Source organism: Paenibacillus ihuae (genome assembly GCF_001368795.1).
GTDB lineage: Bacteria > Bacillota > Bacilli > Paenibacillales > Paenibacillaceae > Paenibacillus_AQ > Paenibacillus_AQ ihuae.
On record NZ_LN831200.1, the window covers coordinates 346,526 to 368,516 of the forward strand.

Below are 21,991 nucleotides of genomic sequence, written 5' to 3' on the forward strand. Positions count from 1 at the left end.
GCTCCATGACGGCAGCTTCAGCGCCTCAGGCCTGTGCATATAGGCATACTGAAAAGCCCCCGCATGCTCTCTGTTTACAGCCACTCCCCTCTCTCCGTACCATACATACTCACCAGCCGGGTTCTGGGCATGAAACAAATATCTGCATTTACCGGTTTCCGTTAAAATGACGGCTTCATGAATCTCATAGGCACCTGCAGAACCGATCCGCTCCATCAGCAGCGGCTGTTCACTGCCGGGTGAATCATAACGGTCGGAATGAATTACGGTACAGCATAGCTGCTGGCCGCCTTGCACGAATAACCGCAGCTTCAATGCACCTGGGCCGGCGGGAAAAGCAAACGGGTCTTCGGCAGTATGATAGAAAAACCAGTGTTTCGGCATATTTATACAGTCTCCTTTAAAGGTATGATTGATCCGGTTCTGTTGATATAAAATGAACTATTTACCGATTTGAGGAAACCGGTTTCCCTCAATCGAAATTAACATGTGCTGGATATGTTGTCAATGTAATTCAGACGTATTGCATACAGCAAAAGCCTATTCCACAGACTGATGTGAAATAGGCTCTTCCTGGGGCATAACGCTGTTCCCCAAGTTCCATGCTCGTCATGAAGCTCCCGAGCTTTCAATGAATTGCAGCACTTCGTTCATTACCCGCTTACTGTCGTTGCAATGGCAGACCATATGGCCGTCTTTTTTCTATCATGAGCACCTGCTTGCGTTCGGAGGGAATGGTCTGCTTAAGAAAGCCTGCGCTTTTGGTCTTTACCAGGTGGTCCCTTTTGCCCTGCACGATCAGGGTGGGGATTGTAATTTGCGGATAGATGTCAAAGCTCTCACGGACGAGCCGCTGAAACTCCCGGGTAGCCTTTGCCGGTGTGGAGCCGAATTTGCTGAAGTAATTCTTAAGCATGGTCAGACTGCCCAGCGTTCTCAGAATCTCCAGCGGATTCAGCGGAAATACAGGCGTTGAGAGCAGTGTGAGTGATTTGATATTGGCCGGATATTGCACAGACAGATGAGAGGCGATCAGCGCACCGGTGGAAAAACCGATAAGGTGAACCGCCTCATAATCTTCAAGCAGCTTGTTCAATTCATCTTCAGCACTTTTCCGCCAGTCAAAACGGTCTGACTGAAGCAAATCCTGTCTGCTGCCGCCATGGCCCTTCAATGTAAACGTCCGGGAATGGTAATTATGCTGCTCCATAAACTGTGATAACGGGGAGATTTCATATTCGCCGCCGGTGAAGCCGTGAATGAACAAACAGCCGTTCATGACCTGTCCTCTTTTCCTATAGGGGGATATACCGTAGACTTATGGTTTTACGGCTTATTTTATCCATTTATTGAAAATTAAACCTTAACGGTGTAATCGTCAAGGTTTAATTCATGAACAGCATTCTCCAAATACTTGGGCAGCGCTGTCCCTACGCTCCTAAGCAAGCACCACCGCCGCGTTGTTACTCCCCTCCGCTGCCCTCTGTGCTGCTGTTCACCTCATTCCCCGCGTTCCCTGAATTTCCGCTGCCGGAAGACGGTGTGTCTGCAGCACCGTAGTCCTGATCCGCGCCTGTTCCGTTTTCCCCGGCATCTGACCCGGTATCCGTTTCCCCAGTCTTGGCTCCGGACTGTTCAGGTGCCGGAATTGCAATCCCCGGCGCGTTGCTGCCATTCTCACCGACAGGCTTGCCCTGGTTGTCGTAATAATACATCGGCACATCTCCCACAACCATCAGATAAGACACAGGAATTTCTGTATCCACCACCTGCGGCTCCATATCAAATGGAACGACGACGGCGACTTCGGTAACGATATGAATATATACCTCGACCAGAATCATATTAATACCCGCATTTTTCTGGCGGGTATTCAGCTCCACCTTCACCGCTCCCTGCGGTTCAATCTTAATCGGAACATCGGGACCGAAGGAGGCAATGAGCGGACTGTCCAGCGCCTGGCCGAGCGGAATATGCTCTGTCCGGTTATGCAGCTCCTGCAGCGTGGACTGGATGACTTCTGCCGCCTGTGAGGTGATCCGCATATGCTCTCTATAATTAAGCATGAAGCCTGATATTTTGCCGTTCTTATCCGTTTTCCAGTCGATCAGCGCCTCCGCGTCCCCCCCATCGGCAACCTGGGAGGTAATTGCCTTGTTAATCGATTCCGTGGCGATTTGCTTCACCCGGATCTGGGCCAGGTGGATGATCGGCGGACGCAGATGCTTCTCCACATAACGCAGGCCCTGCAGCACACCCAGTACCAGCACCAGGCTCAGAATGAGCCAGAAGCGCCCCCGCCTCCGAGGACGTGGTGCAGCTCCGGTGCCGCCCCCTTTCCTGCCGCCGCCCGCCAGCCTGAACAGCTTCCCGCCGCCCTGGACTCCGTCGGTCATGCCCTGGCCGGACAGCCGGCTTACGGAGCTCCGCGGTCTTGCCTTAAAGGCCGTACTGCGCCCCGCCGGTCGCGGAGTTCCGGCTCTCGACGGCTTCGCCTTGAATGCCGGGCTTCGCCCTGCCGGTCTCGGCAAGCCGTTCCAGCTCACCTTCGGCAGCCGCAGGCGGCCCAGGTTCGGCATCACGGCTCTCCGGCTTCCCCATTTTCGAATTCTGCCCATGCTTTATTCGTCCCTCCCGGTAATCCCTGCGGTCAAGCCGCCTCTAATTACTATAGGGTATTCAGACAGAGTGCAAAAAAGAAGAACGTCCCTCCAGTGCAGGCACTGTAAGAAACGTTCTTACACGATGATAATATGATGTTACTCCATCCGTTTCCGCTTATCCTCCTGTAAATGTCCCCAGTGGAAACGCACAAAGATTCCAAGCAGAACCGCAATGAATACCGCATACCAGAGCAGGAACCCGTTCCATTCCTCCCGCGGGACAATAAGGGATGAACCAATCGTTCCAAACAGCCAGATATAGGACAGGTTGCCAAGCACCGTGCCCCAGATATAAGCCCGGGCTTTAATCGGCGAAACCGCGGACATAAAATTAATAATATTGCTGGGCATAATGGGCACGGTACGCAGCAGGACCAGTGTCCAGATCCCGTACCGGTCGAGATAACGCTGCCACTTGTCATAACGCTTCAGCTTGGAGCGCCATTTCCGGTCGAACCAGCCAAACAGGAATCTGCGAAACAGGAAATAAATGAGGATCGAGCCTAAATTGCAGGCCATCCAGCTGACCAGCATTCCGCCAATGATATTAAATTCGGATACATGGAGAACAATCAGTACCGCCAGCGGAAAAAATCCGAATAAACTCTGCAGCAGGGTAAGAGGAATCGTCGCCAGTAGAATGTAGGGACCGCTTAGGCCCAGACTTTGCAGCAGCCAATCAATCCAAGTGTTTATGGTCTCTGTCATGGAGCTGTCTCCTTTCTCGGCTATTGCTTCACCAGCTCCGCTAAGTACTTATATATAGTTTATTTTTCAAGAAAAACACCCCTTACGGGGTGTTTATTAAACAAAGATTATAAGGTGCTTATGAAGATGTATGTAAAGAACAAGCTCCGGCTAAGAAGAGACGGATTCGTTGGTCACCTCAAGACGGTTACAGTTTTGTAGCCATATGTTCTTTTCATCATAGCATACATCTTCATCTGCTGCAAAAGCGGACAAGCCGCACGTTTATGCTATTTTTGTGCCTGAACGGTCCAGCTATTCACCTGATCGGCATGCTCTTCCACCCAGCTCTTGGCTGCATCCTCCGGTGCTGCTCCGGCCTGAATATCAACCATAACCTGTTCCATATCTTCAGAGGTCCAGTTGAATTGATCCAGGAATTGATACACCTCCGGCATATCCTCCGCTAGGCCCGTACGCACCATAGTATGGATCTGCTCTGCCCCTCCATATACACTTTGCGGGTCTTCCAGATATTTCAGGTCCATATTGGCGAACATCCAGTGCGGTGTCCAGGCCGTCACTACAATCGGCTCATTGTTCTGATATGCTTTTTCCAGCTCCTGAACCATTGCCGCTGACGAGCTTTCTAGCAGCGTATAGTCACCCAGTCCGTAGTCTGTAATAGCCTGCTCGGTAGACATCATAATCCCGGCCCCCGGCTCAATACCGACAATCCGGCCCTGCAGCTTTTCCGCCAAATCACTGTTCTTCAAATCTTCAATCGAGTTGATATCCATATACGTCGGAACAGCAAGGCCGGTCTTTGTGCCCTCCAGATTAGGGCCTAAATCCTTTATTTTATCGCCATACTGTTCCAGGTAAGAAGCATGTGTGCTGGGCAGCCATGCGGCAACCATTGCATCGGCACTTCCGTCAGCAATGCCTGCCCACATCGGGCCGGCGTCCACCTGCAGCATTTCCACAGTCATACCGAGCTTTGACTCCAGCACTTCTTTGACGATATAAGTACTGGCAATTTCCGAATCCCAGGCCACATACGCCAGCTTCACCGTTTTCCCGCCGCCTGCCTCCGATGAACATCCGGCCAAGAGAGCTACCAGCAGCACAGTTAGTAGTAATCCTACACTTTTCTTCTTTATCAATCTCTTCACACTCCTATTGTTGTTTGGGTTTGAACAGCTTCTGTGTCAGGCGGTCGAGCAGAATCGCAATAATGACGATCGCAATCCCTGCTTCAAAGCCCGCTCCGGTCTTCGCCTGTGATACCGCCCGGTATACGTAGGCTCCTACGCCCTGCGCACCGATCATCGACGAGATCACGACCATCGACAGCGACAGCATAATCGTCTGGTTAATGCCGGCCATTATGGTCGGCAGGGCAATCGGCAGCTGAAGCTTGAACAGCTTCTGTGCTGCCGTAGATCCGAAGGCATCCGCCGCTTCCACCAGCTCAGGCGATACCTGGCGAATCCCCAGATTCGTTAGCCGGATCGTTGGAGGAATCGCAAATATAATAGAAGCAATCACTCCGGGAACGACGCCCAGCGAGAAAAAGGATACCGCGGGCAGCAGGTATACAAACGCAGGCATGGTCTGCATAAAATCGAGCACCGGAGTCACAATATTCTGCACCGTCTTGCTCTGGGCACAAAGCACGCCGACCGGAACGCCGATCAGTACAGCCAGTACCGAGGCGGTTAATACCAGTGCCAGCGACTGCATGGACGGGTTCCACAGGCCGAGATTATCAATCAGCAGCAGCCCGATCACCGCAAACAGCGCCATACGCCATTTACCGATCCAATAGGCCAATGCGGTAATAATTAGCGTAAGAACAAGGGCTGGAAGGAATGTTAATGCCGCTTCAATCCCGTTTACCATTCCGCCGATCAGCGCATGAATAAGATCAAAGAACGGGCCAAAATAAGTCATCAGCCAGTCCTCCAGCCACTCAATGCCTTTGCCGACCGGTAATTTAGGGATGTTCATGAGCCGAAACCTCCTTCCGGAACCGCATTGCCGGCAAGTGCGGACAGCACGGCTCCTTTGATTACAATTCCCTTAAGCTTGTCGCTCTCGTCCACCACTGCAACGGGCAGATGGGTCTCCGACATCAGCTCAAACAGATCATTCAGCAGGGTATCCGGGCCGACACGGGGAATTTCCCGCTGCAGCACTTCAAGAATGCTTTTATTTTCTTTCAGTGCTCTTGAAGCATCGTCCGCCGTAAGCACACCCTGCAGCTTCATTTCATTATTCGCCACGTACAGGCTGGATACGCCGCTGTCCCGCATGAGCTGCAAGGCAACCCGGGGTCCGCGCTCCGGACGGATCATTTCCGGCTGGCGCATAATGTGGGAGGCGGTCAGTACTTTGGACAAATCCACGTCCTCGACAAACCGTTCTACATATTTATTGGCCGGCTGAATAAGAATTTCTTCCGGTGTGCCGATCTGTACAATCACCCCATCCTTCATCAGGGCAATCCGGTCGCCGATACGTAGCGCCTCATCCAGATCATGGGTGATGAAGACGATCGTCTTCTTCACTCTGGCCTGCAGCTCCAGCAGCTCCTGCTGCATATCCTTGCGGATCAGCGGATCCAGCCCACTGAAGGCTTCATCCATCAGCAGAATATCAGGATCATTGGCAAGCCCCCGGGCCAGGCCGACTCGCTGCTGCATGCCGCCGCTTAGCTGATCAGGGCGGTGGTTCTCCCAGCCTTTCAGGCCTACCAGCTCCAGAGCCTCCATCGCAAGTCGGGTCCGCTCTTTTTTATCTACACCCTGCACTTCAAGACCGTATTCGGCATTGGCCAGCACGCTGCGGTGCGGGAACAGGGCAAACTTCTGAAACACCATACCGATATTTTTACGCCGGAACGTACGCAGCTCTTCGGAATTCATCTTGACTACATCCTTGCCTTTGAACAAAACCTGGCCCCCGGTGGGCTCAATCAAACGGTTCAATAAACGGACAAGCGTCGATTTGCCGCTGCCCGACAAGCCCATAATGACAAATATTTCTCCTTCGTCGATGCTGAACTCGGCCTTATTGACTCCTACAGTCAGCTTGGCCTCCCGGGCAATTTTCTCTTTGGACCAGCCTTGTTCCAGTAATGGAAGGGCCCGTCCTGCATCGTTACCGAATACTTTGGTAAGTTGCTTCACCTCTATAATTGCCATGGTGACCTCCTTTTCCCCTTATGTTATTCAGGTAGTTGCTTCTCACTAAGTGTAGCGGAGTTGTGAAAAGACACGCAAAGCCCATATACGCTAAAAATTTAGTGTACAGTTTTAACTTTACGTACTTTACATAAAGAATACTCTGTTTTACGCCATATTCCGTTCCGCATGAATTCTTTACTTATCGATAAGGATTTGATTACAATACATTTGAGAGGTTTGCAGTCTATCAGCCTATTCCTCAGGAGGGACATCATGAATGATTTAGAAGGGCTTCCGCCCGAGCAGATACAGCGAATCAGCAAGGCCCGCGAGCGGGTGATTGATTCCATCGGCAAAAATATGGATTTGTACGGAATTACGCTGTCCATCGGGCATTTATATGGATATATGTATTTTAATGAGGGACCTGTCACGCTGGATGATTTAAGCCGCACCATGGGGATGAGCAAGACCTCCATGAGTACAGGCGTCCGCACGCTGCTTGATCTGAAGATGATCGACAAAGTATGGGGAAAAGGTACTCGCAAGGATCTGTTCGAGGTCGTGCCCGACTGGCATCAGAACTTCAGCGACTATTTCTCGATCAAATGGCGCAAAGCCGTGGAGGGCAACATGACTGCACTGGCCAAGTCGCTGGCGGAAATCGAAAAGATGCAGGCCGAGTACGCAGAGGATGCGGAGGTGCTGCGGCTGCTGACGAATGATGAAGCCAAAATTGAGGAAGCCATCAAATACTACCGCTGGCTGCTAAAGCTGATCGAGGCGCTGGAAACCGGCAAAATTTTTGAACTTATTCCCAAGGAAACCTAATCGTATATCATTAAAAAAAAGCCGTGCTCCCATACAGGGAGCCACGGCTATTTGTTGTACTGCAAGCTATTCTTTTTTTAATCAAGGAAGCTCTGCGAGGGTTACGTTATCAATTACTATCTGATTGCCCGCTTTAACCGCTTGATTCGTTTCCGCGCTGTTGCCTGCGATAAGTCCCATGAGAAACACCAGATGCGCCAAGGAATCCGTTGCCCCATCCATAGTAAAGGTATAGCTGTATTCACTCATTTCGTCCGTCAGAGCAACCTGCCGGGCCGGCAGATATTTGGTGTAATCCCCGCCTTTATGCTCAACAGCCACTTCGATCAGCCGGTCAATGTCGGAGCGGGCCTGAAACGTCAGCTTATACGTCTTGCCCTGTTCAAGCTTGAGCTCCGCGTAATCTACCTGCGCACTGTAATTGGCTCCGCCGGTTCCCGTCAGGCTGACAGCCAATTCCCCGTTCAGAGCCCGGGCGGAGCCGGTTCCGTCAAAGTACTGCGTCCAGCCGGCCATCCCTTTTGCTGCATCAAAGGTTCCGTTATCTAGAGTGCCGCTTGCCGGCTCCACCGGTGTACTTCCGGTTACTTCTGTGATGACAATATCGTCCAGAGACAGCGTATGCGGCGTGCTGTTTGCCGTTTTATCGTCACCCGCACTGGCGCCGATCAGAACATTCAACTTCAGCGGATTGCCGTCGGCCACTGTAAACTGTGCCTTGTAGGTCGCCCATGTGGCCGTAATATTAAACCTCGCCTGCGCAGCAGCGGCAGAGGTTCCGCTGTATTCCACGATAATCTGCCGCGGTACCGTCGATTTCGCCTTGAAGCTCAGCTCATAGGTTTTGCCGGCCTGAAGCCGGATGCCTTCCTGGAAGAACTGGTTGGCCCAAGTCTGGCTGCCGGCGGCGCTGATCTCGATATTAGCCACACCCTCATCTGCACTAAATGCAGCAGCCCCGCCTTCCCCGGACCATGTAGACCAGCCGGTGCGGCCGCTGCTAAATGACCCGTTAACCACCAGATTATGGTCATTCGCCAGAATGACCTGCGTGACAGCCGCATTCACATACCCCTCGGCTTCCACAGTGACCGTATAGCTTCCTTCAGCCGGGAAGGCTGCGGCAGCGATAGTGATGACACCGGGCTGAACCGTATATTGTCCGTCTGCTACTGCAGTTCCATTCACCTTGACCGCCCCAATCTTGCTGCGCCAGGCGGCATTATCTATGAATGCCAGCTCAATCGGCTGCCCGGCTCTGTTATTGCTGCTGTCGCCCTGCAGCTCCTGAGGCTTGGCGGGAGCATTCTTAATCTCAAACTTCACATTATCGATGGTAATATCATGGGATCCGGGAATACTGACGCCATCCACCTTGCCCATCAGAAATTTCAGCGACAGCGTATCCTTCTCGCCCTGGCGGAATTCGAACCTGTAATGGGCGCCATCCGGCGATACATCAATGATCTGGCTAAAAGAAGGCTTATACGACGCATTCTCCGCGTTGACGCTGATTTTGCGGGCAACGCTGGATTTGGCATCGAACTCAATGATGTATTCCGTTCCGCCAGCCACCTTCAGCCCATTCTGGAACAGCATGACCGAATAATTCAGGCTGCCGTTATTCAAAATGCTGAATTTGGCAGCCCCATCCGTTACGGCTGCCGCGCTCTGTCCGCCCTGCTCGGTCAACAGCCGTTCCCAATTGCTCCAGCCAAAGCTGAAATCTCCGTTGGCCAGCGGGTAATAGACCAGAGACGGATCATAATAGGTGCTCGTGCGAAGCAAGACGACATTATCCAGACGTACGGTGCCCGGCGAGCCGCCGAGCCGCAGAACGAATTGCCCTTCATGATCGGTTGCTCCGGCAAGTCCCAAGAATTCGGCAGTGATGCTATTCGCTCCCGCAGTAAGCTGTACCTCTCGTGAGGCATAAAGCGTTCCATCCTTGCCTCGCAGTTCTACTGCCGCTGTGCGGGCGGAAGTGACACCCGCGTCAAAGGTTAGCTTGTAATCCTGGCCCTGCACAAGGAAAATCCCCTTCTGCAGCAGGATGACATCTGCTCCCGCATCACCGCTGCCTGTTATCTGCAGCTGCAGCTGTCCCTCACCGTCAACATGGCTGCTGACCTCTGCCCCGCCGGAAGCTGCGGTATGCCAATAGCTCAGCCGGTCTGTCTCACCGAGGTCAAAGGTGCCGTTGTACAGATGATTGCCGCTTCCCAGCGGCATCTTAGCGCTGTCATGTTCGAACGGAATGCTGTCAATCTCCTCCAGCCGGGCATTGCCCAGCCACACCGGGGAGCTGTTCGTACCCAGGTTGAATTCAACCCGTGCTGCAATATCGGAATTCTCCTTCATCTGGAACATCATTTCATAGTGGCCCATTGTTCCGGTCAGCTCAGCCTTGAGTCCCGGAGAATACGCCTGATAGCCGCGTGATGCTCCGCCGGTCAGCCTGGCATTCATGCTCCGCGTAGCATCCGTTTTCGCATCAAAGCTGAGCTTGTAGAATCTTCCCTTAGCCAATGACACGATTGCCTGCGGCTGAATCGAATAGGAATTTCCGCCCGCGCTGCTGATGTTTACCTTGAGGAAATTCGCTCCGCCAACCGGTTCAAGCGATACTGCTGCATCAGCTCCGTCTTCCTTGTACAGCACCCAGTGCGCTGTATTCGGAATACCCATACCCGCATCGCCCTCCGCCTGCTCCGTGAATCCGTTGTTATGGATAAAGTTGCCGTCCGCCAGCGGAGCAAGTGAGCCCTCCAGATACGGCTCCTTCGCAAGTGTTACCGGGACCGGCTCACGGTAAGCTCTGCCTGTCAACTCGTATACCCGTACATAATCGATTTCCATCGACTGCGGGAATACCGTCTCATCTGTCGGATTGCCGTCAAAGTTGCCGCCGACAGCCAGATTCAGCAGGAGATGGAACTCCTGGTTGAACGGTGCCGGATAAGCATTGTTAGCCGGCTGGCCGCTGCTGAGGCTGTACCAGTCATTTTTGGTCGAGTAGAGGACACCGTCCACATACCAGCGGATTTCCCCTGGCTCCCATTCGATCGAATAGGTATGGAACTGTGCGATGGTTCCGTTATCCGGGAACACATATTCCTTGCCGGAGTAGACATTATCCGGCCACTGGCCCCCATAATGAATGGTACCGGCAACGGTGTTCGGACGGCTGCCCCAGCCTTCCATAATATCAATTTCACCGGATGCGGCCCATGTGCCGTAGACATAGTCCTCCGGCAGCATCCAGATGGCAGGCCATAAGCCTTTACCGGTCGGAGCTTTCGCGCGGATCTCAAATTTGCCGTATTTCTTGCCGAACAGCCCCTTCGTCTTAATGCGCGAGGATGTATATTCCTTACCGTTCTGCGCCTCTTTGCGTGCGGTAATAATGAGATTGCCGTCTGATTCTTTTACATTCTTCTCGTCACTCGTATACCATTCCAGCTCATTGTTGCCCCAGCCGGGATTGCCGACAGCCGAACCGTCTCCAAGATCATAAGTCCACTTCGCGGGATCGATGACACCGTCATTAAATTCATCATTCCACACCAGCGTCCAAGGGTCCACCGCCGGTGTAGGCGTGGCTGTTGGTGTTGGTGTTGGCGTTGGTGTTGGTGTTGGTGTTGCTGTTGGTGTTGGCGTTGGTGTTGGTGTTGGTGTTGGTGTTGGTGTTGGTGTTGGTGTTGGTGTTGGTACAGCCGTCGGGGCTGCTGTAGCGCCGGAACCGGAGGAGCCGCCGCTCGCCGGAGACGGGCTGGAGGCTGGTGCAACCACCTTCAGCTCACTGCTGCTGCCTTTAGTTAGCGCCGCACCGCCGCTGGTGACGCTCTCGGCATTATTCGTGACAGCACCGAAGCTTCCGTTACCCAGCAGCGCTGTGCCCGCGGCATTCGCGGAAATCAGCAGCTCTGCGACCCGGGCATTGCCGGCAAGCAGAATCTGGCTTGGAGTATTCAAGGTAAGCTTACCCAGCTTGCCGGAGAGGCTCAGCGCTAAGCTGCCTGCTCGGTTATCCGCCGTACTGGCATTGCTGAACTCCCCCTTCAATGTCACCGCCTTGGCTCCTGAGCGGATTTCAACATCCGTAAATCCAGCCCCGGTCAGCTTCCCTTCCTCCAGTGTTGCCCCCGAGTCAAGCTGTACCGTTCCAACTGCCGTCCCGCTGCCGGCATAAATCCGCACATGGCCGCCGGGTCTCGCTACCACTACCTTCCCAAGCTTACTGTTCTCCAGGTTCACACTATGTTCTCCGCCTCCGCGGATGAAGGTTGTATCCGTGACCTGCACCCCGTGAAGTATGGCGTTGCCTTCGCCAATCCCTTCGGTGAGGTAGAGATTGCCTTCGATTACTGTGTCCTGCAAAAGAATATCCGTACTGTTCAGCACTACGTTACCTTTTACAGTTCCCAAAGAAACCTCTCCCGGAGATGTAACGAGTCCGGGGACCATCAGATCCGCGATCCGGGCCAGCTCGGCGCGGCTAATGTCTCCATTCGGCTTAAATAAGCCTCCGGGATAGCCTTGTAAATAACCGGCTGCCGTAAGTGCCGCAATGGCATCGGTCAGCTCATTGCCTGCGCCCGCCAGATCCGTGTAAACTGCATTCTGTTTAGCGGCTTCCAGCCGGAAAATCTTCTGCAGCGCCACGGCTGCCTCGGCACGCGACAGTTTGGCAGATGGATGAATGAGGTTGTCGGGGTCAGCGCTTAAGTATCCTGCGGCGATGCCTTTGGCAATGTCGGTGCTGAACCAGAGATGCCCTGCCGCATCGGAAGGGAGCACAGCCGCCTCGGCCTTGTAATTAAATATCCGGTTCATAATGACGGCGAACTCCGCCTTCGTCACCTGATTATTCGGACGGAAGGTTCCGTCTCCGTACCCTCCGATAATGCCAGTCTCACTCCAGCGCTGCACCGACCGGGCGGCCCAATGGTCCGCTTTCACATCAGTAAACGCTTTCATATTACTGACTGCAACAGACTGCTGTGCGTTTACCGCCGGCGCTGCAGTAACTGAACCGCTGCCCAGCGGCGACAACAGGCCGGTCACTAGGGCCACTGCAGCAAGCGCCGCCGAAATATTCTTTTTCATCCAGTGTATTCCTCCTCAATTTACAGTAACGTTTCCTCTTGAGTGATATCGAAATCGGTTTCGATCTACCGGGCAAGAATTGTTTGACTTGTTTAGGGAAGTTGAATAGACTTAAATGTGACTATTTTTTGTACCGGAATTATGCTTGAAATTCATCAAAAAACGGCATTACTACAGTCTTTTCAGTTCTGGCTCATTATCAAGCGGAGGGTGGACAAGCATACAAATGAATATCAAAAAAATTGCCGAAATGGCCGGTGTTTCTGTCTCTACCGTTTCGAAAATTATGAACAATTACAGCGATGTTTCCGAAAAAACGAAACAACGGGTGCTGGAGATTATCGAACAAACCGGATATTCCCCCTCAAATTCTGCTAAAACGCTGGCGACCAAGAAGTCCAATCTAATCGGTGTTATTTTTGCCGGTGAGCTTAACGTTGAGATTACGCATCCTTTTTTTGTGGAGGTGCTGAACTCCTTCAAGAAGCAGATGGGCGTGCTGGGTTACGACCTTATTTTTTTCTCCAACGAGAAGTTCGTCAACGGCGGAGACTACTTCTCCCGTTGCGTACATTTCCATGTGGACGGCTGTGTTATTATCTCCGGAGAAAAGATGGAGCCAGCTATCCGTGATCTAGATATGAGCAGCATTCCCTGCATCGGCGTCGACCTGGAGCTTAAGGGCAGGAAGTCCGGATACGTGATGTCGGATAATTTCCAGATCGCCTCCAAGGTTGTAGAGCATTTCTATCTGCTGGGCTACAGGGAGCTGGGCTTCATCGGCAGCACGGGCGACTCGGATATCTCCAATCAGCGGGAAGCGGGATATATCAAGGCGATCGAAAGCTTTGGCCTGACCCTGAATCCCAAGTGGTTCACGCATGGCGATGATTTCTTCGAGCCTAGCGGCTACACGGCGATGCAGCGTCTGCTTGAGCGCGGCAGTCTGCCCCGGGCCGTTTTTGCCGCATCTGATTTATTGGCTCTCGGGGCGATCCGCGCCCTCAAGGAGCATGGTCTCCGCATTCCTGAGGATGTTGCCGTAATCGGCTGTGATGATATCGAAGCCTGCAAATACACCAGCCCTACGCTGACCACGATCCGCCAGAACAAGGAACGCCTCGGAGTGCTTGCCGCCCACATGCTGTTTGACCTCATCAACAACCAGTCAGAAGGCGGCTCCTTTGTCGTTGAGCCCGCCCTGATCATCCGCGAATCCTGCGGCAGCGGCTTGAACCGCTGACTACGAAATCCGGCGGAGCTATTCTCTAAGACTGAGCTTACGAACCACGGATTCGGAAACAATTCCGAATTTAATTGCACTTTGTACAGTAGAAACGGGCCATAAAGCATCCCGCAGCGATTCTATTGTATTCTGTACAGTTAAAATGGTCTGAATCGCCAAATCCATCCCTTTTCCGCAAATTCAGTTGTACAGAATACAATTAAACCCGGTTTCGGGCCCCTACTGAGCGACTCTATTGCACAAAATGCAATTACAACGAATACGGCCTTGAACTCTACCCGATATTCCTCCAGGCAGACTGCTAAATAAACCATGAAATGAACTCCGCAAATGACAACTCTGAGATTCCAACGCTGTGAATAAGAAAGCTCATTAAGAACAGGCGCTACGCGATCCCCCCTCACCGAAAACGTTTTCGATAATATAATCTCTCATTTCAAGTTAGCCTTCAAGGCACGGTTTTTCTGATTTCAGGGTCCATTTTTCGGATATGAGGGGGAGAGAACCCCAATCAGCCTCTCCCCCGCAGTAGCTTACGCAGCTCTATAAAACAGCAGGCGGCTTAACCTGCTCATCCAGACTAAGCTCAACCAGCAGACCGGCTTGCGCCAGACCAGCACCGAAGCCGTAGAGCAGCGCCCGCTGGCCGCTTTGCACCTTGCCTTCCCGGATGCCGAGGTCCAGCGCAAGCGGAATACTGGCGGCAGAGGTATTGCCGAAGTATTCAAGGCTGTACAGTGCCTGCTCAAAAGGATATTCCAGGCGCTCGCAGATCGGCTCGATCATCCGCAGATTGGCGCTGTGCGGAATGAACCAGTCCACCTGCGCAAGCGTTGCTCCGGCGTTGTCCAGTACCTGCCGCACCCCATGCGGAACCGTTCGCACCGCCCATTTGAACACCTCCCGGCCGTTCTGAACCAGCTTCCCGGTATCCGAAAGCGCTACGCCATTAACCCTACTTGCCAGTCCTGTACGGTAGACATGATGCGCTCCGCCGCCGTCACTGCTGAGATGGAAGCCCAGAAAACGGTCCTGCTGCTCATCGGTCTCCACGAGCACCGCACCGGCCCCGTCGCCAAACAGAATGCAGGTACTGCGGTCACTGTAGTCCGTAATTTTGGACAGTGCATCAGCTCCGAGCACGAGCACCTTACGGTGCAGGCCCGAAGCCACATAGGCGTAGGCGGTGTGCAGCGCGTAGACAAAGCCGGCACAGGCAGCGCTCATATCGAACGCTCCGGCAGTCAGCGGAATGCCGAGACGGTGCTGGATGATGGAGGCTACCGAGGGAAAAGAAAAATCAGCTGTGCTCGTAGCCACGATAACCATGTCCACATCCGCGGCAGTTTTTCCGTAACGTGTAAGCAAATCCCGGACAGCAGCAACGCATAAATCACTGGTATATTCATCCTCACGGCTGATTCTGCGTTCACGGATACCCGTCCGCTGCACAATCCACTCATCATTCGTCTCCACCATTTGCTCCAAATCGCTATTAGCCAGCCTGCGGGCAGGGACATATGATCCGATGGCTGTAATTTTCGCACCCTTCATTTTTCACTCACCTCGTGTAATTTATAGTATCTGGTATTAGTACTTGGTACTAAGTATATCCGGACGCACAGTAAATTGCAAAATAAGAATACTGGAAAGCCGACAAAAAGAGCCATGACCTCAAGTGAGGCCACAGCTCCATTTAAAATTACTTATAATGCTAATGCTTACTTAATGGCAAACCTGTTTACGTTTTTCCTTCAGTTTTTTTCCTTCTGGTGGTTTCTTTCAGCTGTTCGCCGGCATAACTTCAACCTGCTCAACCAGCTTTTCCGGCTTGGCGGTGTTTCTGGATACACAGCTGATGACCTGAACATTCTCACCATTCTCGACATAAAAAGCGGGGCCTTCGTGGTTCTCGACCGTCACCTGCTGAAACTGAACATCACGCACATTCCCCAGAAAAAATCCGCGGTTATTCATGTTTTCGATGCCTGTCATCATATCCGGTTGGCCAGGGACAGCATTATGAGCCATCGAAATATCGACACTCGTGAAGCTGATTTCCGAAACATACTGCTCTGCCAGCCCATACAGGAAACCTGCAGCGGCATGGACGTTGCGGGCGGTGATGTTGGCGAAATGAATCCGCCTTACAGCCGGCGTCTCCACAGTCACCGGATAGGGATTTTTATCCCAGACATACTTCTCTTTGCCCTTTGGCCCGCAGAAATAATACAGATTGATCGTAAACGGGCAGATGACACCGTCCATCACAATATTGCTGACCCGGATATCTTCAATGGTACCACCGCGTCCCCGCCGTGATTTCATGCGGATTCCGCGGTCCGTCTCCTTGAACACACAGTTGCTGATCGTCACATTGCGGATATCTCCGCTCATCTCACTGCCCAGCACCACGGCTCCGTGCCCGTGGATCATCGTGCAATTCATAATCGAAATATTCTCGCAAGGGATACGCTCTGCCGTATCTTCGGTTCCCGCTTTGATCGCAATGCAGTCATCGCCGACATCGATGTTACAATTACTGATCCGTACGCCCGAACAGGACTCCGGATTAATCCCGTCCGTATTCGGTGAATCGGCCGGGTTCAGGATGGAGATATTGTCTATGGTCACATTGCTGCACAGAATCGGATTGACCGTCCAGCTCGGTGAATTCTGCAGCGTCACGTCCTTGATCGTAACCCGGCGGCAGTTGTTCAGGCCGATCAGCGTCGGCCGGGGATACTCCAGCGCCTCAGGGTGATTCCGGTGCTTGTTCCACCAGGGTGCGCCGTTGCCTTCCAAGGTCCCGCTTCCGGTAATGGATACATTCACTGCATTCTCAGCATAAATACAAGGGGCATGAACCTGGCGCTTCACTCCCTCCCATCGGGCTTCCACTGCCGGATAGTCTGCCGGATCTGTGCTGAAGCTCAGCACCGCCCCGGGGCTTAAGCGCAGCTCAATATTGCTCCGCAGCCGCACCGCTCCGGTAATGAAGGTTCCTGCGGGAACATAGACGGTTCCCCCTCCATGATTACCGGCTGCTTCAATAGCGGCCGCAATAGCACCGGTCGCAGGGACCGGGCTATCTCGGAGCGCACCGTAATCTACAATGTTATACATCGGTTACTCTCTCCTCTCAAGCCTCAGCCGGCATCAGCTCTTCGAGCCCGCCCCGTACAGGGACTGAATCTCCACGCAAGCCATCACCAGCGCCCCAACGCCATGAAGGTCATTGCTTACTTTAGGGCGGGTTACGTAGTTCTCATAATCACCCGCCGAGGTGCCGATGCAGATGTCCGGGAGAATCAGCCGGCCTTGTTCATCCTGCTGCAGCACCCTGATCAGTCCCTCGTAGCCTTTCCGGGCCGCAAGGACAGCTCCTGCTTCATCACTAGTAAGGCCCAGCTTCACCGCTTTGGCAATGGTATACACGAACAGGCATGAGCCGGAAGTCTCCAGCCAATTGTCCGGCTCAGCGCCCTTGTCAACAACCTGATACCACAGACCGCTCACCGGGTCCTGATACCGGATCAGCGCCTGCACGAATTCACTCAGTGCAGCGGCCAGCTCCGGCTGTCCCGGCTCTTCTGCCGGCAGCAGGTCCAGGAACTGTGACAAGGCCAGACCGTACCAGCCGAGCGAGCGGCTCCAAAATTCAGGGGAGCAGCCTGTTTCCTTATCAGCCCAAGGCATACGCCGGCTCTCATCCCAAGCGTGATACAGCAGGCCCGTTGCTTCATCCTTCATATATTTGCGCATCAGCTTCTCCTGATGCAGAACACTTTGACGCAGCTCTACTTCGCCATAGGCATTCGCATATTTCAGCGAGAACACTCCAGCCATATACAATCCGTCGAGCCACATCTGATACGGATATTTATCTTTATGCCAATATCCGCCTTCGGACGTCCGGTTGACAGTCAGCAGCAGATTCCGCAGCTTCTCCGCAGCAATCTTGTACTTCTCTTTGCCTGTCCGTTCATGCAGCGTGAACAGCAGCAGCCCCGCCTGTACCGCATCCAGCTCATCCCGGGCGAAATATAGATTACCATATTCATCCACAAGGTCATCTACATAGGCCTGAATATATTCGATATAACGCTCTTCCCCGGCAGCTTGCCACAGCAGCTCCATCCCGCACAGAAACACGCCTTGATGGTAATGCCAGCGGTGGGCAGGAGGAAGCTCTCCCGCCTGATAAGTATCCATTAAAGAATCACAGGCCTTGCGGGCCCATTCCATGGGCGTTTTTGACAGACTGCCTATCATCTCTCTTCCTACCCCTTCCATATGAGAGTCTCTGTACCACAATTATCCCTTCATTGAACCCAGCATGGCCCCTTTGGCAAAATGTTTCTGCAGGAACGGATACACCATCAGAATCGGCAGGGTTGCCACCACGATAACGGCCATCTTGATCGACTGGTCCGGCGGCGGAACAGCCGCATCGAGGGTGGAGCTGTGATCCATCCCGCTGGCCAGGACAACAATCTGCCGCAGCAGCACCTGAATCGGCCACTTGGCGCTGTCATCCAGATACAGAATCGCACTCATATAAGTGTTCCAATAGGTAACCGCATAGAACAGCGAAATGGTCGCGATCGCCGGCATGGACAGGGGCAGCACAATCCGGAACAGAATACCGAAGTCGTTGCAGCCGTCGATTTTGGCGGATTCCTCAAGACCCTCCGGGATGTTCTGGAAAAAGTTTTTGAGAATAATCATGTTGAACGCACTGATCGCTGACGGCAGAATAAGCGCCGAATAGGAATCGATTAGCCCCAGCTCCTTCACAACAAGGAACGTAGGAATCATGCCGCCATGGAACAGCATCGTGAACACAACCAGGAAATTGACCACATTCCGTCCGTCCAGATCTCTTCTGGAGAGTCCGTAAGCCATCAGCGCCGTGATGAACATACTGAACAGGGTACCGATCAGCGTAACTCCAATAGATACACCCATCGCTTTAAAAATCGTATCCGTAGAAAAAATAAATTTATACGCTTCAAAGCTCCACACTTTCGGGATCAGTACAAATTTGCTCGCTGCGATTTCCGCACTCGTTGTGAAGGAGCCTGCCACCACGTGAATAAAAGGCAGCACCGTCACGAGCGCAATGAGGGCCAGCAGCGTAAAGTTAACCGCAGCAAAAATTCTGCCGCCTATGGATCTGTCTTCTACCATTATCAATTCCTCCCGCAGTCTCTCAATAAACGCCTTCTTCGCCCATTTTTTTGGACAGCTTGTTGACGGACATGACCATAATCAGTCCAATAATCGATTTGAAGAATCCGATAGCTGTACTGTAACTGAACTGACCTTGTCTCAAACCAGCAGTATAGACATACGTATCAATAATTTCCGCAACCTCTCGATTCATGGAGTTCAGCATCAGGTAGACATGCTCAAATCCAAGATCCAGCACGGAACCAATTTTCAGAATGAGCAGGGTAATGATGACGCTGCGGATCGCCGGCAGGGTAATATGCCAGATCTGTCTCAGCCGTCCGGCACCATCCATACGTGCAGCTTCATACAGCCCGGGATCGATAGCGGCAATGGAGGCCAGATAAATGATCGTTCCCCAGCCTGCTTCCCTCCAGATGATCTGAATGATGTACATCGGCCTGAACCAGCCCGGATTCAGCAGAAAGTTAATTGGCTCGAAGCCAAAATAAATCAGCAGCTCGTTGATAATCCCTCCGTCCATCGTGACCATAACATAGGTGATGGAGACGACAATAACCCATGACATGAAGTGAGGCAGGTAAACGAGAGTCTGGAAAAACCGTTTGAAGAATGTGCCCCTAAGCTCATTCAGCATCAGAGCGAGGATAATCGGCACCGGAAAATAAAAAATAATATTCATTCCGAACAATATGAGCGTGTTGCCCAGAATATTGAGGAAATCCGGCTCGCTGAACAGGCGTTTAAAATGCTCCATACCGACCCATTCACTGCCGGTGATGCCTTGATAAGGCTTGTAATCCTGAAAAGAAATAACCAGTCCGTACATCGGCAAATATTTAAAAAGAACGAAAAACAGCACTCCCGGTATCAGCATGACGTACAGATATTTATTTCTCCACAGCCGCTTTTTGAGCTCACTGCTGCTCTTATAGCTTGCGGGCTTCAGCTCGGGAACCCTACTAGCCTGAGCGGTGACTTCCTGCATAATCCTCTTCCTTTCTGCTTCCTAAATTTCCAGCCTGACTGTGGGTTAGTGTGGTTACAGAGGGCTGCCGAAGCTGCTTCGCCAGCCTTCTGTACACTTGATTATCTATGATACATATTCACAAGCGGCATTCTATTTTTTGTATACAGCGTTGTATTCCTCGATAATGGCCGCTCCGCCGCGGCTCTTCCAGGCTTCCACTTGTTTTTCAAATCCGGCTTTGTCCAACTGTCCGTAAATATAGTTGTAGGTGGCATCCGTAATAATCTGCTGAAGCTCAACGCCCTTAGAAGTATAGGTCGGTGAATCCAGAGCAGCTGTCGGGTCAGCTACACCCACTTTGACATTTTCCAGCACCAGCTCTTCGGCATGAATCCGGCCAGGCAATACGTTCAAGCTTTGGTACATGCCATTGGTTTCATATTCACCGATTACGCTGTCCTTATAGCCTTTAACCTCGCGTTCAATCAGTTCTTTGTCGTCTGCCGGTTTAGCTTTGCCGTCTACAACGGTGTAGTGTGTGCCTTCAATCCCCCAGTACATCAGGTTGGCGACTTCCGGAGTCATCATCTTGTCAAAGAAGGTCAGAATCTTCTTCAGCTCGGCTTCATCCTTAACCGCAGATTTCGGGAACAGCACAACGTTGTTATAGCCTGGAATCATCCATTGGGCGAATTTACCGTCAGGTCCGGCTACCATACTATGCGTATCCAGCACAGCATCCGGGAAGTTTTTGATCAGGTCCTTGTTAAGGGTATCGATATCCTGCATGGATCCGCCGATGTACAGCCCTGCTTTGCCGCTGACGAACATATTTACGGCATCGGTCTTACTGGTGGCTGCGAAATCCTTGTTCATGTATCCGCCGTCACGCAGCTTTTTGAAGAAATCCATCGTGTCGATATATTGCGGGAAGGTGAATTCCGGTGCAAGCTGGCCATCCTTCTCACCCCAGTTGTTCGGCGTGCCGAACCAGGAGGAGATGGTTTTGAAGGCCCCGTACACCAGCTCATTGCGGTCCACGAGTCCGATCGTGTCTTTTTTACCGTTGCCGTCCGGATCCTTCTCCGTGAAGGCTTGGGCCATAGCCAACAGTTCATCCAGATTGGCCGGAGCCTTAAGTCCGAGCTTATCCGCCCAATCCTTGCGGTAGATGATCCCCTGACGGGCTAGCGGGCGGCCGATATACAGGGAGTACAGCTTGCCATCCACTTTGGTATTGTTGAGAATTTCCGGTTTCAGCTTGTTGAGGTTCGGGAACTCCGTTAAGTAAGGCCCGATTTCCCAGAACTGTCCATCCTTAATCGATTCTTTCATCTGGATGAATGTGGTCTGGTTCTTCAAATAAGTCACTTGCGGCAGGGAGCCTGTGGCGAAGGAAGAATTCAGCTTCTCTTCATAGGTATCCGCCGGGAAAAATTGATAAGTCAGCTTGGTATTGGTCAATTTCTCCACTGCGGCCTTGATTGTATCCGGCGGGGTCTCTGCCGTGTTCAATGGAAGCATAATCTTAATTTCTGTCGGTTTTTCCGGCTCTGGTGCCGGCTCTGTGGTTGCGGTATTGGTTCCGCCGCTGGTGCCGGAATCTTTGGTGGCCGCTGCTTCATTATTACCGTTGTTGTTGTTGCCGCACGCCGCAGTCAGCATACTGAATGTTAACAGCGAGCTAAGAAGCAGGGTAAAGGATTTTTTCGTCATACCTTTTTGACCTCCGTTTGACTTGTATTGGTTACAAGCCTCACACTACAGCCTTGGCCAGGTTACGAAAACAATCATTTACTCATAGTGGGGGCTTTGGGGCGGGAGTCTGGGGAAATGATTATCGGGTGATGAGGGGCAGATAAGGTGAAAGGAAACTTAAGGGGGATGGGGAGCTGGTGGGGAGCTGCTTGGCGAGGTGGAGTCGTACCTCCAGGGAATGTTTGGACTTCCGGCCGCTGTTGTCTGCAGATGTTTACGATTATATCGCTTTCAGCGGATAACATCTGCAGACAAAGGCGGACGCTTCGCTCCTACAGTTCCAAACTTCCCCTCCGTTACTTCTCACCTCTCTGAGGGTTTCCTTTCAACTTATCCGGTT

16 protein-coding genes are annotated in these 21,991 nt (G+C 52.4%); 2 read left to right on the top strand and 14 right to left on the bottom strand.

Going from position 1 to position 21,991, the window contains the following annotated elements; all coding sequences use genetic code 11:
* From AQR02_RS24160 to AQR02_RS24190, 7 genes are all read right to left on the bottom strand, one after another.
* Window positions 1–384: alpha amylase N-terminal ig-like domain-containing protein (locus AQR02_RS24160; protein ID WP_187388825.1), on the bottom strand; the 384-nt coding region annotated here is incomplete at its 3' end.
* Between the two features lie 277 nt (window positions 385–661).
* A complete protein-coding gene (locus AQR02_RS24165) occupies window positions 662–1,279 on the bottom strand; it encodes an alpha/beta hydrolase (protein WP_054942944.1) in 618 nt (205 codons plus the stop codon).
* A gap of 184 nt (window positions 1,280–1,463) precedes the next feature.
* A complete protein-coding gene (gene yunB / locus AQR02_RS24170) occupies window positions 1,464–2,618 on the bottom strand; it encodes a sporulation protein YunB (protein ID WP_425340026.1) in 1,155 nt (384 codons plus the stop codon).
* A 141-nt stretch (window positions 2,619–2,759) separates the two neighbouring features.
* Window positions 2,760–3,371, bottom strand: coding sequence for a TVP38/TMEM64 family protein (locus tag AQR02_RS24175; protein ID WP_054942945.1), 612 nt, complete (start codon window positions 3,369–3,371; stop codon window positions 2,760–2,762).
* 269 nt (window positions 3,372–3,640) lie between these two features.
* Window positions 3,641–4,516, bottom strand: a complete 876-nt coding sequence (locus tag AQR02_RS24180) for a glycine betaine ABC transporter substrate-binding protein (protein WP_342447494.1) — start codon at window positions 4,514–4,516, stop codon at window positions 3,641–3,643.
* 13 nt (window positions 4,517–4,529) lie between these two features.
* Window positions 4,530–5,363 carry an ABC transporter permease gene (locus AQR02_RS24185; protein ID WP_054942946.1) on the bottom strand — a complete coding sequence of 278 codons (834 nt, stop codon included), beginning with the start codon at window positions 5,361–5,363 and terminating at the stop codon, window positions 4,530–4,532.
* Window positions 5,360–6,559 carry a quaternary amine ABC transporter ATP-binding protein gene (locus AQR02_RS24190; RefSeq protein WP_054942947.1) on the bottom strand — a complete coding sequence of 400 codons (1,200 nt, stop codon included), beginning with the start codon at window positions 6,557–6,559 and terminating at the stop codon, window positions 5,360–5,362. Before AQR02_RS24190 ends, AQR02_RS24185 begins: the two co-directional genes overlap by 4 nt.
* Before the next feature lie 255 nt (window positions 6,560–6,814).
* Between AQR02_RS24190 and AQR02_RS24195 the strand changes: the two genes are divergently transcribed.
* Window positions 6,815–7,372 carry a GbsR/MarR family transcriptional regulator gene (locus AQR02_RS24195; protein ID WP_054942948.1) on the top strand — a complete coding sequence of 186 codons (558 nt, stop codon included), beginning with the start codon at window positions 6,815–6,817 and terminating at the stop codon, window positions 7,370–7,372.
* A gap of 81 nt (window positions 7,373–7,453) precedes the next feature.
* On the opposite strand, the gene AQR02_RS24200 is transcribed toward AQR02_RS24195, so the two are convergent.
* Window positions 7,454–12,481: a carbohydrate binding domain-containing protein gene (locus tag AQR02_RS24200; RefSeq protein ID WP_054942949.1), complete on the bottom strand. Its 5,028-nt coding sequence runs from the start codon at window positions 12,479–12,481 to the stop codon at window positions 7,454–7,456.
* A 226-nt stretch (window positions 12,482–12,707) separates the two neighbouring features.
* Here AQR02_RS24200 and AQR02_RS24205 point away from each other — a divergent pair, with 226 nt between their 5' ends.
* A complete protein-coding gene (locus AQR02_RS24205; protein ID WP_054942950.1) occupies window positions 12,708–13,724 on the top strand; it encodes a LacI family DNA-binding transcriptional regulator in 1,017 nt (338 codons plus the stop codon).
* Window positions 13,725–14,270: 546 nt separating this feature from the next.
* Here AQR02_RS24205 and AQR02_RS24210 read toward each other — a convergent pair.
* The 6 genes from AQR02_RS24210 to AQR02_RS24235 form a co-directional block, all read right to left on the bottom strand.
* On the bottom strand, window positions 14,271–15,281 hold the full coding sequence (locus tag AQR02_RS24210; protein WP_054942951.1) for a ketoacyl-ACP synthase III: 1,011 nt from the start codon (window positions 15,279–15,281) through the stop codon (window positions 14,271–14,273).
* Between the two features lie 228 nt (window positions 15,282–15,509).
* Window positions 15,510–16,853, bottom strand: coding sequence for a glycoside hydrolase family 28 protein (locus tag AQR02_RS24215; protein WP_054942952.1), 1,344 nt, complete (start codon window positions 16,851–16,853; stop codon window positions 15,510–15,512).
* A gap of 33 nt (window positions 16,854–16,886) precedes the next feature.
* Window positions 16,887–18,002, bottom strand: a complete 1,116-nt coding sequence (locus AQR02_RS24220; RefSeq protein WP_108722095.1) for a glycoside hydrolase family 88/105 protein — start codon at window positions 18,000–18,002, stop codon at window positions 16,887–16,889.
* Window positions 18,003–18,044: 42 nt separating this feature from the next.
* Window positions 18,045–18,920 carry a carbohydrate ABC transporter permease gene (locus AQR02_RS24225; RefSeq protein ID WP_054942954.1) on the bottom strand — a complete coding sequence of 292 codons (876 nt, stop codon included), beginning with the start codon at window positions 18,918–18,920 and terminating at the stop codon, window positions 18,045–18,047.
* A 22-nt stretch (window positions 18,921–18,942) separates the two neighbouring features.
* Window positions 18,943–19,911 carry an ABC transporter permease gene (locus tag AQR02_RS24230; RefSeq protein WP_054942955.1) on the bottom strand — a complete coding sequence of 323 codons (969 nt, stop codon included), beginning with the start codon at window positions 19,909–19,911 and terminating at the stop codon, window positions 18,943–18,945.
* A 132-nt stretch (window positions 19,912–20,043) separates the two neighbouring features.
* Window positions 20,044–21,609: an extracellular solute-binding protein gene (locus tag AQR02_RS24235; protein ID WP_054942956.1), complete on the bottom strand. Its 1,566-nt coding sequence runs from the start codon at window positions 21,607–21,609 to the stop codon at window positions 20,044–20,046.
* Window positions 21,610–21,991 lie beyond the last annotated feature (382 nt).

Bases quoted from the DNA above. Each gene is read 5' to 3' on its own strand.
- AQR02_RS24165 (WP_054942944.1), bottom strand. From the start codon at position 1,279: ATGAACGGCTGTTTGTTCATTCACGGCTTCACCGGCGGCGAATATGAA.
- yunB (WP_425340026.1), bottom strand. From the start codon at position 2,618: ATGGGCAGAATTCGAAAATGGGGAAGCCGGAGAGCCGTGATGCCGAAC.
- AQR02_RS24175 (WP_054942945.1), bottom strand. From the start codon at position 3,371: ATGACAGAGACCATAAACACTTGGATTGATTGGCTGCTGCAAAGTCTG.
- AQR02_RS24185 (WP_054942946.1), bottom strand. From the start codon at position 5,363: ATGAACATCCCTAAATTACCGGTCGGCAAAGGCATTGAGTGGCTGGAG.
- AQR02_RS24190 (WP_054942947.1), bottom strand. From the start codon at position 6,559: ATGGCAATTATAGAGGTGAAGCAACTTACCAAAGTATTCGGTAACGAT.
- AQR02_RS24195 (WP_054942948.1), top strand. From the start codon at position 6,815: ATGAATGATTTAGAAGGGCTTCCGCCCGAGCAGATACAGCGAATCAGC.
- AQR02_RS24200 (WP_054942949.1), bottom strand. From the start codon at position 12,481: ATGAAAAAGAATATTTCGGCGGCGCTTGCTGCAGTGGCCCTAGTGACC.
- AQR02_RS24205 (WP_054942950.1), top strand. From the start codon at position 12,708: ATGAATATCAAAAAAATTGCCGAAATGGCCGGTGTTTCTGTCTCTACC.
- AQR02_RS24210 (WP_054942951.1), bottom strand. From the start codon at position 15,281: ATGAAGGGTGCGAAAATTACAGCCATCGGATCATATGTCCCTGCCCGC.
- AQR02_RS24215 (WP_054942952.1), bottom strand. From the start codon at position 16,853: ATGTATAACATTGTAGATTACGGTGCGCTCCGAGATAGCCCGGTCCCT.
- AQR02_RS24220 (WP_108722095.1), bottom strand. From the start codon at position 18,002: ATGATAGGCAGTCTGTCAAAAACGCCCATGGAATGGGCCCGCAAGGCC.
- AQR02_RS24225 (WP_054942954.1), bottom strand. From the start codon at position 18,920: ATGGTAGAAGACAGATCCATAGGCGGCAGAATTTTTGCTGCGGTTAAC.
- AQR02_RS24230 (WP_054942955.1), bottom strand. From the start codon at position 19,911: ATGCAGGAAGTCACCGCTCAGGCTAGTAGGGTTCCCGAGCTGAAGCCC.
- AQR02_RS24235 (WP_054942956.1), bottom strand. From the start codon at position 21,609: ATGACGAAAAAATCCTTTACCCTGCTTCTTAGCTCGCTGTTAACATTC.